At 73.6% G+C, this 13296-nt stretch carries 11 protein-coding genes; 1 reads left to right on the top strand and 10 read right to left on the bottom strand.

Going from position 1 to position 13296, the window contains the following annotated elements; translation table 11 throughout:
• Positions 1-2: 2 nt before the first annotated feature.
• The 9 genes from prmC to argS all read right to left on the bottom strand — a co-directional run bounded on the left by prmC (position 3) and on the right by argS (position 11633).
• On the bottom strand, positions 3-878 hold the full coding sequence (prmC, locus tag CMN_RS05515) for a peptide chain release factor N(5)-glutamine methyltransferase (protein WP_015489859.1): 876 nt from the start codon (positions 876-878) through the stop codon (positions 3-5).
• Positions 879-902: 24 nt separating this feature from the next.
• Positions 903-1982: a peptide chain release factor 1 gene (gene prfA / locus CMN_RS05510; RefSeq protein ID WP_015489858.1), complete on the bottom strand. Its 1080-nt coding sequence runs from the start codon at positions 1980-1982 to the stop codon at positions 903-905.
• 3 nt (positions 1983-1985) lie between these two features.
• On the bottom strand, positions 1986-3809 hold the full coding sequence (gene rho / locus CMN_RS05505; RefSeq protein ID WP_015489857.1) for a transcription termination factor Rho: 1824 nt from the start codon (positions 3807-3809) through the stop codon (positions 1986-1988).
• A gap of 295 nt (positions 3810-4104) precedes the next feature.
• Complete coding sequence (gene thrB, locus CMN_RS05500) at positions 4105-5055, bottom strand: homoserine kinase (RefSeq protein WP_015489856.1); 951 nt, start codon at positions 5053-5055, stop codon at positions 4105-4107.
• A gap of 11 nt (positions 5056-5066) precedes the next feature.
• Complete coding sequence (gene thrC, locus CMN_RS05495) at positions 5067-6143, bottom strand: threonine synthase (protein ID WP_015489855.1); 1077 nt, start codon at positions 6141-6143, stop codon at positions 5067-5069.
• Positions 6143-7474 (bottom strand): homoserine dehydrogenase, encoded by a 1332-nt coding sequence (locus CMN_RS05490; protein ID WP_015489854.1) that lies wholly within the window; start codon positions 7472-7474, stop codon positions 6143-6145. The genes thrC and CMN_RS05490 overlap by 1 nt, the downstream gene beginning before the upstream one ends.
• Positions 7471-8970: a diaminopimelate decarboxylase family protein gene (locus CMN_RS05485; protein WP_015489853.1), complete on the bottom strand. Its 1500-nt coding sequence runs from the start codon at positions 8968-8970 to the stop codon at positions 7471-7473. Before CMN_RS05485 ends, CMN_RS05490 begins: the two co-directional genes overlap by 4 nt.
• 156 nt (positions 8971-9126) lie before the next feature.
• Complete coding sequence (locus CMN_RS05480) at positions 9127-9957, bottom strand: LmeA family phospholipid-binding protein (RefSeq protein WP_015489852.1); 831 nt, start codon at positions 9955-9957, stop codon at positions 9127-9129.
• A gap of 11 nt (positions 9958-9968) precedes the next feature.
• Positions 9969-11633 (bottom strand): arginine--tRNA ligase, encoded by a 1665-nt coding sequence (gene argS / locus CMN_RS05475; RefSeq protein ID WP_015489851.1) that lies wholly within the window; start codon positions 11631-11633, stop codon positions 9969-9971.
• A 199-nt stretch (positions 11634-11832) separates the two neighbouring features.
• On the opposite strand from argS, the gene CMN_RS05470 reads away from it, so the two are divergent.
• Complete coding sequence (locus CMN_RS05470) at positions 11833-12477, top strand: hypothetical protein (RefSeq protein ID WP_015489850.1); 645 nt, start codon at positions 11833-11835, stop codon at positions 12475-12477.
• Positions 12478-12486: 9 nt separating this feature from the next.
• Here the strand turns inward: CMN_RS05470 and CMN_RS05465 are convergent, their stop codons facing one another.
• Positions 12487-13281: a transglutaminase-like domain-containing protein gene (locus CMN_RS05465; protein WP_015489849.1), complete on the bottom strand. Its 795-nt coding sequence runs from the start codon at positions 13279-13281 to the stop codon at positions 12487-12489.
• Positions 13282-13296: the final 15 nt, after the last annotated feature.

The raw sequence follows: 13296 nt of genomic DNA, 5'->3' as shown, positions 1-13296 counted from the left end.
CGTCAGCGCAGCGCGGTCGTCGCGCGGTCGCGGCGGGTGAGGTCCTCGTGCGTCGCGGTCGCGCGCCAGCCGTCCGCGTCGAGCAGGGCGCGGATCGCGTCGCCCTGCAGCTCGCCGTGCTCGATCACGAGCGCGCCGCCCGCGTGGAGCAGCCGCCGCGCGGTCGTCGAGACGAGCCGCACGACGTCGAGGCCGTCGGCGCCGCCGTAGAGCGCGAGCGCGGGATCGTGCAGCCGCACCTCGGGGTCGCGCGGCACGGCGTCGACCGGGATGTAGGGCGGGTTCGAGACGACGACCGAGACCGTGCCGTCGAGCTCGGGGAACGCGTCGGCGAGGTCGCCGAGCACGAGGTCGACGCGGGGCGCGAGGCGCTCCACGTTGCGGGCCGTCCAGGCGTGCGCGGCCGGCGACACCTCGATCGCGTGCACGCGGGCGTGCGGCACGTCGGTCGCGAGCGCGAGCGCGAGGGCGCCGGATCCCGTGCCGAGGTCGACCGCGACGGGCGCGTCCCCGGGCGCGGCGGAGAGCGCGTCGATGGCGAGCTGCGCCACGTGCTCCGTCTCGGGCCGCGGCACGAACACCCCGGGGCCGACGAGGAGCTCGAGCGAGCGGAAGTGCGCGACGCCCGTGATGTGCTGCAGCGGCTCGCGGCGGGCGCGGCGGGCGGTCAGCTCGAGGACGCGCGCGGCGTCCCCGGCGTCGATGGCAGCACGCGTGATCGCGCGCGACTGCACCTGCCCGCGCGAGAGCCCGAGGACGTGGCCCACGAGTAGCTCCGCGTCGACCGCGGGATCCTCGATCCCAGCGGCCGCGAGCGCCTGGGCGACCCGCATGCGGAGGGCGTCCACGGCGACCGGGACGCCCTCCCCGTCAGCCACGGGCGAGCGGGACGCGCGGCGGCGTCACGCGTCCGTCCCGAGCGCGTCGAGACGCGCCTCCTCGTCGGCCTGGATGCACGACTCCACGACCGGGTCGAGGGCGCCGTCCATCACGGCGTCGAGGTTGTACGCCTTGTATCCCGTGCGGTGGTCCGCGATGCGGTTCTCCGGGAAGTTGTACGTGCGGATGCGCTCGGACCGGTCCATCGTGCGGATCTGGCTGCGGCGCACGGCCGAGGCCTCCGCGTCGATCTCCTCCTGCTGCTTCGCGAGCACGCGGGCGCGCAGCACGCGCATCCCGGCCTCGCGGTTCTGCAGCTGGCTCTTCTCGTTCTGCATCGCGACCACGATGCCCGTGGGCAGGTGGGTGATGCGGACGGCGGAGTCGGTCGTGTTGACCGACTGTCCGCCGGGGCCGGACGAGCGGTACACGTCGATCTTGAGGTCGTTGGGGTCGATGGCGACCTCCTCGACCTCCTCGACCTCGGGGATCACGAGCACGCCCGCGGCCGAGGTGTGGATGCGCCCCTGCGACTCGGTGGCCGGCACGCGCTGGACGCGGTGCACGCCGCCCTCGTACTTGAGGTGCGCCCACACGCCGAGCGCGGGGTCGTCGGACGTGCCCTTGATGGCGACCTGGACGTCCTTGTACCCGCCGAGGTCGCTCTGGGTCTGGCTGAGGACCTCGGTCTTCCAGCGGCGCGACTCGGCGTAGTGCAGGTACATCCGGAGCAGGTCGGCGGCGAACAGCGCGCTCTCGGCGCCGCCCTCCCCCATCTTGATCTCCATGATGACGTCGCGCGCGTCGTCGGGGTCGCGCGGGATCAGGAGACGCCGGAGCTTCTCCTGGGCCTGGTCGAGCGCCTGCTCGAGGCCGGGGATCTCGTCGGCGAACGCCGCATCCTCCTCGGCCAGCTCGCGCGCGGCGGCCAGGTCGTCGCCGAGCTGGGTCCACTCCGCGTGCGCGGCGACGATCCGGCTCAGCTCCGCGTAGCGACGGTTGACCTTACGCGAGCGCGACGCGTCGGCGTGCAGCTCGGGGTCGCCCAGCTGCTGCTGGAGCTCCTCGTGCTCCTCCAGCAGCTGGACGACGGACTCGAACACGCGTCAGCCCTTCTCGTGCGCGCCGTGCCCGTGGCTCTGGTGGGACACGCCGTTGCCGGTGTTGGGCATGGAGGCCTGGACCTTCATGAGGAACTCGACGTTGGAGTTCGTCTCCTTGAGGCGGCTGAGGACGATCTCGAGGGCCTGCTGCTGCTCGAGCCCGGCAAGGGCGCGGCGCAGCTTCCAGGTGACCTTGACCTCGTCGGCGCCCATGAGCATCTCCTCGCGGCGCGTGCCGGAGGCGTTGACGTCGACGGCGGGGAAGATCCGCTTGTCGGCGAGGGCGCGGGAGAGGCGGAGCTCCATGTTGCCGGTGCCCTTGAACTCCTCGAAGATGACCTCGTCCATCTTGGATCCGGTCTCCACGAGCGCCGTGGCGAGGATCGTGAGCGATCCGCCGTGCTCGATGTTGCGCGCGGCGCCGAAGAAGCGCTTCGGCGGGTAGAGCGCCGACGAGTCGACGCCGCCCGAGAGGATCCGGCCCGACGCGGGCGCCGCGAGGTTGTACGCGCGACCGAGGCGGGTGATGGAGTCGAGCAGCACGACCACGTCGTGGCCGAGCTCCACGAGGCGCTTGGCGCGCTCGATGGCGAGCTCGGCGACCGTGGTGTGGTCCTCGGCGGGACGGTCGAAGGTCGAGGCGATGACCTCGCCCTTCACCGTGCGCTGCATGTCGGTGACCTCCTCGGGACGCTCGTCGACCAGCACGACCATGAGGTGGACCTCGGGGTTGTTGGTGGCGATGGCGTTCGCGATGGCCTGGAGCACGAGCGTCTTGCCGGCCTTGGGCGGCGAGACGATGAGGCCGCGCTGGCCCTTGCCGATCGGCGACACGAGGTCGATGATCCGCGTGGTCAGCTTGGCCGGCTCGGTCTCGAGGCTGAGGCGGTCCTGCGGGTACAGCGGCGTGAGCTTGCCGAACTCGACGCGGTTCGCGGCCTCCTCGGGCGGCAGGCCGTTGACCGAGTCGATCTTCACGATCGCGTTGTACTTCTGGCGGCTCTGGCTCTCGTTCTCGCGCGGCTGGCGGATGGCGCCGACGATGGCGTCGCCCTTGCGCAGCGAGTGCTTCTTGACCTGGCCGAGCGAGACGTACACGTCGTTCGTGCCGGGCAGGTAGCCGCTGGTGCGGACGAACGCGTAGTTGTCGAGCACGTCGAGGATGCCCGCGACGGGCAGGAGGACGTCGTCCTCGGTGACCTCGGGCTCGAAGTCGTCGCCGCCCTGGCCGCGGCCGCGCTTGCGGTCGCGGTACCGGCTGCGGCCGCCGCGGTCGTCGTCGCGGCCGAGGTCGGCGCGGGCCTGGTCGGCGCGCACGTCCTGCGTGCGGTCGCCCTGGCCTCGGCCGTTCTGGCGCTGGCGGCCGGTGCGGGCCTCCTCCTGCGCCTCGTCGTCGGCGTCGGGCTCGCGGGGGGCCTGCTCGCGCTGGCCCTGGTCGCGGCCGTTCTGCTGCTGGTCGTCCTGGTCGCGACCGCGGTCGCGGTTGCGGCGGTTGCGGCTGCGGTTGCGGCCGCCCTCGCGGCCCTGGTCGTCGCGGCGTCCGCCCTGGTCGTCGGCGTCGCGGTCGTCGCGCTGGCGGTCGGCCTGCTCGTTCGCGGCGGGGGTCGCGTCGCCGGTCTCGGCGGGCGCGGCGGCCTCGGGGGCCGCCTCATCGGCGGGGACGGTGAGCCCCCGGGCTGCCTGGATCTCGGAGATCGCGGTCACGAGCTCGCCCTTCCGGAGCTTGGAGCCGCCCGGGATCCCGAGCTCGGAGGCGATCGCCTGGAGCTGGGAGACGCGGAGCGCGCTCAGGTCCGCGGTGGTGGCGCGGGTGTCGACATCGGTCATGTGCGTGGGTCCTTTCCCCTGTCCGGCGGGACGAAGCCCGTGCGGAGGAGAGCCGATCGCGTGTGTCTCTGCGAAAGCGGCGGACGGTCTGATTCCGTCCGGAGCTGCTGTCGGGCACGGAGGCACGGGATCTTGCAGAGACGACAGCGGGTGAGTGGTGAGGAACGACCACCGGGACCGGATCTCCGACGCGCATGCGTGGATCCGTTGATTCCGGGGTCGAACAGAGCGTAGCACCCGGCGCCCCGCCCGCGGGGGGAACGGCGCGCCGGGTGCGGGGACCCGCGCGATCCGGCTAGACGGCGGGCGCGGATCCCTCGGCGACGACCTGGACGGTCGAGCCCTTGACGTCGACCGCGAGCATGAGCGCGGTCCACGGGTTCGTGCTGCGCTCCGCGACGAGCTCGGCGGCCGTGAGGCGCTGGCCCGGGTCGCTGCCGAGGACGAGGAGCGACGGACCTGCGCCCGACACGACGGCCGCGTAGCCGCGCTCGCGCAGCAGGTGGACCAGCTCGTTGGTCTCGGGCATCGCGGCAGCGCGGTAGTCCTGGTGCAGGCGGTCCTCGGTGGCGGCGAGCAGCAGCTCGGGGCTCTGGATGAGCGCCGCGATGAGCAGCGCCGAGCGCGACACGTTGAAGATCGCGTCCTCGTGGGGCACGGACTCCGGCTGCAGGCTGCGGGCGAGCGCGGTGGACATGGTCGCGACGGGCACGAGCACCAGCGGCGAGACGCCGCGGTGCACGGCGAGCTTCTTGTGCTGCGGGCCGGTCTCGTCGACCCAGGCGATGGTGAGGCCGCCGAAGAGCGCGGGCGCGACGTTGTCGGGGTGGCCCTCCATCTCGGTCGCGAGGCGGAGGAGCGCGTCGGCGTCGATCTCGACCGTGCCGGCGAGGAGGCCCTGGGCCGCCATGATCCCCGAGACGATGGCGGCGCCCGAGGAGCCGAGGCCGCGGCCGTGCGGGATCCGGTTCTCCGCCACGAGGTCGAGGCCCGGCATCGGCTGGTCGAACGCGGCGAAGGTGTGGGCGATGGCCGTGACCACGAGGTTCGTCGCGTCGGTCGGCACCTCGCCCGCGCCGACGCCGCGCACGTCGACCGTCGCGCCGGGCGCGTCGCGCACCGTCACCGTGAGGTCGTCGTACAGCGCGAGCGCGAGGCCGAGCGTGTCGAAGCCGGGGCCGAGGTTGGCGCTCGTCGCGGGCACGCGCACCTGCACGCGTCGCCCGATCGGGAGCGCCCGGGGCATCGGACCGTCGGTCACGACGCGACCAGATCGAGCACGCCCGCGATCTCGGCGATGTCGATCCCCACGCTCGTGGGGGCGACGTCCGAGCCGTCCGCGGTGCGGAGCGCCCACTGCGGGTCCTTCAGGCCGTGGCCCGTGACCGTGAGGACGACCGTCGCGCCCTTCGGGATCTGCCCGGCCTCGGCGCGCTCGAGGAGCCCGGCGACGCTGATGGCCGACGCGGGCTCGACGAAGATGCCGACCTCCGCGGAGAGGATGCGGTGCGCCTCGAGGATCTTGGCGTCCGAGATGGCGCCGAAGTAGCCGTCGGTGAGCAGCTGCGCCTCGAGCGCGAGCTTCCACGAGGCGGGGTTGCCGATGCGGATCGCGCTGGCGATCGTGTCGGGGTCCTTGACGATGGCCCCGTCGACGATGGGCGCGCTGCCCGCGGCCTGGAAGCCGAACATGCGCGGCAGCTTCGTGGCGTTGCCCGCCTCGAGGTCCTCGCGGTAGCCGCGCGTGTACGCGGTGTAGTTGCCGGCGTTGCCGACGGGGATGAGGTGGAAGTCGGGCGCGTCGCCGAGCACCTCGACGACCTCGAACGCGCCCGTCTTCTGGCCCTCGATGCGGTCGTTGTTGACGGAGTTCACGAGGTGGACGGGGTAGTTCGCGCTGAGCTCGCGCGCGATGTCGAGGCAGTCGTCGAAGTTGCCGCGCACCTGGAGCAGCTGCGCGTCGTGGGCGACGGCCTGGCTGAGCTTGCCCATCGCGATCTTGCCCTCGGGCACGAGCACGGCGGCCGTGATGCCCGCGTGCGTCGCGTACGCCGCGGCCGACGCCGACGTGTTGCCGGTCGACGCGCAGATGACGGCCTTCGCGCCGTGCTCGACGGCCTTCGAGATGGCCATGGTCATGCCGCGGTCCTTGAAGGACCCCGTGGGGTTCATGCCCTCGTACTTGACCCAGACCTGCGCGCCCGTCCGGGCCGACAGGGCGGGCGCGGGGATGAGCGGCGTGCCGCCCTCGCCGAGCGTGATGATCGGGGTGGCGTCCGTGACGTCGAGGCGGTCGGCGTATTCGCGGAGGAGTCCGCGCCATTGGTGGGCCATCAGGCTCCTTCTACTCGGAGGACGCTCGCGACTGCCGTCACCGCGTCGAGGTTCGAGACCGCGTCGACGGTGGCCCGGAGGGCCGCGTCGGTGGCGCGGTGCGTGCCGATCACCAGGCTAGCGGTGGGCCGGTCGCCCGCCCCTCCCGCCACGGGGGCCTGGTGCGTGGTCTGCTCGAGCGTCTCCACGGAGACGCCGTGCTCGCTGAACAGCTGCGCGATGCGGGCGAGCACGCCCGGCTCGTCCGCCACCTGCAGCGTGATCTGGTACTGGGTCGTGATCGCGCCGACGGGCAGCGTCTCGAGGTCGGCGTGCGTCGACTCGGCGACGCCGGGGCCGCCGACGACGTGCCGGCGCGCGGCGGAGACGACGTCGCCGAGGACGGCGGAGGCGGTCTGCACTCCCCCGGCGCCCGCGCCGTAGAACATGAGGTCGCCCGCGGCCTCGGCCTCGACGAACACGGCGTTGTTCGCGCCGTGCACCGCGGCGAGCGGGTGGTCGCGCGGCACGAGCGCCGGGTAGACGCGGGCGGAGACGGCGTCGCGGCCGGTGGCGGGATCCGTGAGGCGCTCGCAGATGGCGAGCAGCTTGATCACGTAGCCGGCCTTGCGGGCGGAGTCGAACTGCGCGGACGAGAGGCCCGTGATGCCCTCGCGGTGCACGGCCTCGACGGGCACGCGCGTGTGGAAGGCGAGGCTCGCGAGGATGGCGGCCTTCTGCGCGGCGTCGTGGCCCTCGATGTCGGCCGTGGGATCCGCCTCCGCGTAGCCGAGCTCCGTGGCGGTCGCGAGGGCCTCGTCGAAGCCGAGCCCGTGGGCGTCCATCTCGTCGAGGATGTAGTTCGTCGTGCCGTTGACGATGCCGAGGATCCGCTCGACCCGGTCGCCCGCGAGGCTGTCGCGGAGCGGCCGGATGATGGGGATCGCGCCTGCGACCGCCGCCTCGTAGTAGAGCTGCGCGCCGACCTGCTCCGCCGCCTCGAAGAACTCGGGGCCGTGCGTCGCGAGCAGCGCCTTGTTGGCCGTCACGACGTCCGCGCCCGAGGAGATGGCCGCGAGGATGTGGGTGCGCGCGGGCTCGATGCCGCCCATGAGCTCGATGACGATGTCGGCCCCGAGGATGAGCGACTCGGCGTCCGTGGTGAGCAGCTCCCGCGGCACCGTCGGGTCACGCGGTGCCTCCGCGTCGCGCACCGCGACGCCCACGAGCTCGAGCCGGGCGCCCACGCGCTGCGCCAGCTCCTCGCCGTGCTCCCGCATGAGCCGCGCCACCTGGGTGCCGACCGAGCCGCAGCCCAGCAGGGCGACGCGCAGGTTCCGGTACTCGATCATCGTGCTCCGTTCACGTCGGGGGCAGCGGCCGCGGGCGTGCCCGCGTCGCGCGCCAGCAGGTCGGTCACGGTCTCGCCGCGGACGATGACGCGCGCCCGGCCGTCGCGCACGGCGACGACGGGCGGGCGGCCGATCCAGTTGTAGTTGCTCGCGAGCGCCCAGCAGTAGGCGCCGGTCGCGGGGACGGCGAGGAGGTCGTCGGGGCGGACGTCGCCCGGCAGGTAGTCGGCGAGCACGACGAGGTCGCCGCTCTCGCAGTGCTTGCCGGCGATGCGCACCAGGGCGGGATCCGCGTCCGAGGCCCGGCCCGCGAGGCGCACGGAGTAGTCGGCGCCGTAGAGGGCGGGGCGCGCGTTGTCGCTCATGCCGCCGTCGACGCTCACGTAGCGGCGGACGGCGGTCTCGGCCTCCTCGGCGACGCGCGGGTCCTCGACGTCGCCCGTCGCCGACACCGCCTCGGCGGCCTCGCCGTCGACGCCGCCGACGGTCACGAGCACGTCCTTCACGGTGCCGACCGAGTAGAGGGTGACGGTGGAGGGGCCCACGATGCTGCGGCCGGGCTCGACCGCGATGACGGGCACCGCGATCCCCCGGCGCCCGCACTCGTCGCCGACGATGCGCGCGAGCCGCCGGGCGATCTCGGGCACCGGCACGGGCCGGTCGACCGACGTGTACGCGATGCCGAAGCCGCCGCCGAGGTTGAGCTCGGGCACGGGGCCGTCGGCGAGCAGCCGCTCGTGCAGGTCGAGGAGCCGGCGGGCGGACTCGACGAAGGCGTCGGTCTCGAAGATCTGGCTGCCGATGTGCGCGTGCAGGCCCGTGAAGGAGAGGGACGCGTGCGACCGGATCCGCGCGACGAGGCCGGGCGCGTCCGCCAGCGTGATCCCGAACTTCTGGTCCTCGCGCGCGGTGGCGAGGTACTCGTGCGTGTGGGCGTGCACGCCGCTATTCACGCGGAGGCGCACGGGCTGGACGCGGCCGTGCGCGGCGGCCGCGGCGGCGACGCGCTCCACCTCGACCCGGCTGTCGATGACGATCTGGCCGATCCCCGCGCCGACCGCGCGGTCGATCTCGGCGACCGACTTGTTGTTGCCGTGGAAGCCGAGGCGGGCGGGATCCGCGCCGGCCGCGAGCGCGACGGCGAGCTCCCCGCCGGAGCAGACGTCGATGTGGAGGCCCTCCTCGACCATCCAGCGCGCGACCTCGATGCTGAGGAACGCCTTGCCCGCGTAGTAGACGCGGGCGCTCGTGCCGACGGCGGCGGCCTCGCGCGTGAAGGCCGCGAGCGTCTCGGCGGCGCGGGCGCGGACGTCGTCCTCGTCCATCACGTAGAGCGGGGTGCCGAAGCGCGCGGCGAGCTCCGTGGCGGGGACGCCGGCGATGCGGAGGGCGCCGTCGTCGCCGCGGGCGGCCCCGCGTGACCAGACGGCCGGATCCAGCGCGTTGGCGTCGTCGGGGAGCTGCAGCCAGGACGGGGCCAGCGGGTTCGCGGTCACGGAGATCACCTGTTCGTACGCGGGGCGGACGTGCGGGATGGCGAGCGGACCCGGTGTGGTCCCTGGAGCCGAAGGGGGCGGTGCGAGCCATCCTACCGAGGCGGGACGGGGCCCCCGCCCATGTGACGACGGCCGTCGGGGCCCGGCCGGGAGCGGCTAGCCGCAGCTGCCGGTGACCCCGAGCGAGTCGCGCGTGAGCTTCACCGACGACGACTGCACGGTCATCGACGCGCGCCCCTCCGCGATGGTCACGTCCTGCACCTGGACGCCCGCGGGCAGGTACTGCGCGACGCACACGGGGTACGTGATGTCGCGGATCCCCTGGATGGCCTGCGCGAGGTCGACCTTCAGCGACCCCGCGTGGAGCTCCACCTCGGCGGGCGTGATGACGACCGTCGAGCCGTCGCGGAGCACGGGCTCCGCGGCCACGGTGTAGCCGAGCGTGAGGCCGAGGATCCGCGTGGACCCGGAGTAGCCGAGCGTGCCGTCGCCGAAGCGCAGGTCGGGCGGCGTGCCGGCGGTCTTCGCGAGCAGCGCGCTGGCGGGATCCTGGTCCATCGACACGGTGGCGACCACGTCGCCCACGGTGCGCTCCTGGTCGGTGGGCACGTCGGTCGCGACGATGTGCGCCCGGAACGGCGTGCCGTCGGCCTGGAGGTTCGGGCCGTCGAGCACGACACGGTCCAGCGTGCCGCGGATAAGCTGCGGGATGACCCAGTCGCCCTCGATCGAGACGTCCACGCGCCCGGTGATCTGGCCGGGCAGCTGGTCGGCGATCTGCTTCTCGGCCTGGTCCTGGGCGACCCCGCGCACGGTCTGGTCGATGATCCGCAGGCCGAACGCGAGCCCGACGCCGATCACGGCGAGCACGAGGAGCCAGATGAACACGGTGCCGCCGCGCGGTCCGCGACGACGCCGCTTCGCCTCCCGCGGGTCGCGGCGGTCGGGCGCCTCGAAGACCTCCGTGCCCTGGAACCGCCCCGACATGATCCGCTCCCCTACATGCGCTCGGGGGCCGAGACGCCCACGAGGTCGAGTCCGTTGGCGACCACCTGCCGCACCGCGTCGTTCAGCCAGAGGCGCGTGCGGTGCAGGTCGGTGACCTCCTCGTCGCCGCGCGGCACCACCCGGCAGCTGTCGTACCAGCGGTGGTAGGAGCCCGCGAGCTCCTCGATGTAGCGGGCGACCCGGTGCGGCTCGCGCAGCTCCGCGGCCTGGGCGACGATGCGCGGGAACTCCTGCAGGAGGCCGAGCAGCGCCGACTCGGTCGGGTGCGTGAGCAGCTCCGGCGCGAACGCGCTCCGGTCGACGCCCGACGCTGCCGCGTTGCGATCGACCGCGCACGTGCGGGCGTGCGCGTACTGCACGTAGAAGACGGGGTTGTCGTTGGTGCGCTTGCCGAGCACCGCGAGGTCGATGTCGAGGTTCTGGTCGGCGGAGGAGCGCACGAGCGCGTAGCGGCCCGCGTCCACCCCGACGGCGTCGACGAGGTCGTCGAGCGTGACGATGGTGCCGTTGCGCTTGCTCATCTTCACGGGCTCGCCGTCGCGCAGCAGGTTGACCATCTGGCCGATGAGGATCTGCAGGTTGACGCCCGGGGTGTCGCCGAACGCCTCGACCATCGCCATCATGCGGCCGACGTAGCCGTGGTGGTCGGCGCCCAGCATGATGATGTTCTGCTCGAAGCCGCGCTCGCGCTTGTCGAGGTAGTAGCCGAGGTCGCCCGAGATGTAGGCGGGCTCGCCGGTCGAGCGGATGACCACCCGGTCGCGGTCGTCGCCGAAGGTCGTGGTGCGGAGCCAGACGGCGCCGTCCTCCTCGAAGACGTGGCCGAGCTCCTTGAGGCGCGCGACGGCGCGGTCCACGGCGCCGGACTCGTGCAGCGAGTCCTCGTGGAAGAACACGTCGAAGTCCACGCCGAAGTCGTGCAGCTTCTGCTTGATCTCGCCGAACATGAGCTCGGTGCCCGCGCCGCGGAACACCTCCTGCTGCTCGTCGCGGGAGAGCGCGTCGATGTCGCCGTCGTACCCCTCCACCACGCGCTCGGCGATCTCGCCGATGTACGCGCCGCCGTAGCCGTCCTCCGGGGTGTCCTCGCCGAGGTGGCTCGCGAGGAGGCTGCGGGCGAAGCGGTCGATCTGGGACCCGTGGTCGTTGAAGTAGTACTCGCGCGTGACGTCCGCGCCCTCGGCCTGGAGGATGCGCGCGAGGCTGTCGCCGACGGCGGCCCAGCGCACGCCGCCCAGGTGGATGGGGCCGGTCGGGTTCGCGGAGACGAACTCGAGGTTGATGCGGATCCCCTCGAGCGTCGTGCCCCGTCCGTAGGCGGGGCCCGCGTCCACGATGGTGCGCGCGAGGGCGCCCGCGGCGGCCGCCTCGAGCGTGATGTTGATGAAGCCGGGACCCGCGACGTCGACCTTCGCGACCTGCGGCAGCTCGCCGAGCGCCTCGGCGATGTCGGCCGCGATGGTGCGCGGGTTCTCACCCAGCGGCTTCGCGATGCGCATGGCGATGTTGGTGGCCCAGTCGCCGTGGTCGCGGTTGCGCGGGCGCTCGAGCACGACCATGTCGGGGCGGAGCGCGAGGGCGTCGCCCCCCGGTCGTCGTCCTGCCGTCCGGGCCACGATGTCGAACAGGGCGCCGGTCAGGTCAGGGGTCGTCATGGGGATCGATCCTACCGGCGGGCGCGACCCGACCCGCCCGGCCCGTGCGCCCGCGCAGGCGGCCCCCAGGGCGACGGGACGTCCCAGCGGGGCACCGCCCGGGCTCGGTAAGGTGTCGATCCCGCCTCCCGCTCGTGGCACGATGCCGCGCGCCGAGCGTCGCACCCCGCGGCGCGCCCGGATCCGAAGGACCACCACCATGCCCGTCCGCCTCCCCGCGCCCACCCGGCCCCGCATCGCCCGCTCCCTCCCCGCCACGGCGGCCGTCGGCCTCGCGGTGGCCATGCTCCTCAGCGGCTGCTCGAACCCCGCCCCGCTCCAGCCCGCGACGCCCGGCCCCTCGGCGAGCGCCGGCGGCGGGCAGGCCCAGGGCGGCGGATCCGGCACGCAGGCGAGCGCCTCCCCCACACCCGCGCCGCCGAAGGGCACCCCGGTCAGCACCACGTGCGCGCAGCTCCTGCCCGACCTCGCCGAGTTCGGCCTCGGCTTCGCGAGCGAGGCGCTCCCGGCCGACACCTCGACGGACGGCCTGCGCGCCGACGTCCTCGCGATGCAGGGCATCGCCTGCGCCTTCCGCTCGTCGGACGGCACCGCGGTCGAGATCGACGTGGCCCAGCCCGTCGCGGCGGAGCTCCAGTCGCGGCGCGACGCGGCCATCCTCCTGGCCGACCCGATCGCCGGCTACCCGTCCGGCGTCGAGGCCTACTTCGAGCTGCAGGACGCCGTCGGCGTCGCCACCATCTACTCCTCCCGGCACATGGTGGTCATGCGCTCTGCGTCGTTCTACGAGCCCGGCGACCACGCCGACCTCGGCAACGCCGTGCTGAAGACCGTCGGCGACTGATCCCGCGGCTCAGCCCAGGCGCACGGCCGCGGCGACGTCGTCGACCGGCAGCTCGTCGACCGTGGCCATGACCTCCATGCGCGAGATGGTCACGAGGCTCCGCGTGTTCGTGAGGAACGCGGTGTCGGAGGCGTCACGACCCGTGGAGATCCGCAGCAGGCTCTGCCGCGGAGCGAGCCCGGTCGCGTCGACGACGTGCCACGCGCCGTCGACCCACGCCTCGGCGACCGCGTGGAAGTCCATCGGGCTGAGGCCCGGCGCGTAGACGGCGGCCAGGCGCGCCGGCACGTCGAGCGCGCGGAGCATCGCGATCACGAGGTGCGCGTAGTCGCGGCACACGCCCCGGCGGGCGAGCAGCGTGCGGACGGCGCCGTCGGTCGGGAGGCTCGATCCCGGCGCGTACCGGAGCGACTCGGCGACGAACGCGCGCACCGCGGCGAGGAGGGGCAGGCCGTCGAGGCCGCGGAACTCGCCGCGGGCCGTGGGGAACAGCGTGTCCGACTCGCAGTAGCGGCTCGGGCGGCGGTAGACCCAGAGGTCGACGTCGTCGACGGGCGCGGGGTCGCGGCGACCCGTGACCGTGGCGCGGTACTCCATCGTCAGCACGCCCGCGCCGGTCGTCAGCACGTGCAGCCGGGTGTCGTGCCGGTCGACCACCTCGCTCGCCTCGATCGCGCGGCCGTCGAGGGCGAAGGCGAGGTGCTCGGACGCGATCTCCGCGCCCCGGGCGACGGCGACCGCGAAGGCCATCTCGCTCTCGCCGGATACCTGCAGCTCGAGCATGGAGGAGACGTCGCGGCGCATGCGTCCATCGTGGCA

It is taken from the genome of Clavibacter nebraskensis NCPPB 2581, from assembly GCF_000355695.1.
Lineage (GTDB): Bacteria > Actinomycetota > Actinomycetes > Actinomycetales > Microbacteriaceae > Clavibacter > Clavibacter nebraskensis.
Note: the sequence above shows the minus strand (reverse complement) of the source record. Positions and strands in the feature narration are given on the sequence as shown.

Coding starts and splice junctions, on each gene's coding strand:
- CMN_RS05490 (WP_015489854.1), bottom strand. CDS start 7,474: ATGATCGAGTACCGGAACCTGCGCGTCGCCCTGCTGGGCTGCGGCTCG.
- argS (WP_015489851.1), bottom strand. CDS start 11,633: ATGACGACCCCTGACCTGACCGGCGCCCTGTTCGACATCGTGGCCCGG.
- thrB (WP_015489856.1), bottom strand. CDS start 5,055: ATGCCCCGGGCGCTCCCGATCGGGCGACGCGTGCAGGTGCGCGTGCCC.
- thrC (WP_015489855.1), bottom strand. CDS start 6,143: ATGGCCCACCAATGGCGCGGACTCCTCCGCGAATACGCCGACCGCCTC.
- CMN_RS05465 (WP_015489849.1), bottom strand. CDS start 13,281: ATGCGCCGCGACGTCTCCTCCATGCTCGAGCTGCAGGTATCCGGCGAG.
- rho (WP_015489857.1), bottom strand. CDS start 3,809: ATGACCGATGTCGACACCCGCGCCACCACCGCGGACCTGAGCGCGCTC.
- CMN_RS05480 (WP_015489852.1), bottom strand. CDS start 9,957: ATGTCGGGGCGGTTCCAGGGCACGGAGGTCTTCGAGGCGCCCGACCGC.
- CMN_RS05470 (WP_015489850.1), top strand. CDS start 11,833: ATGCCCGTCCGCCTCCCCGCGCCCACCCGGCCCCGCATCGCCCGCTCC.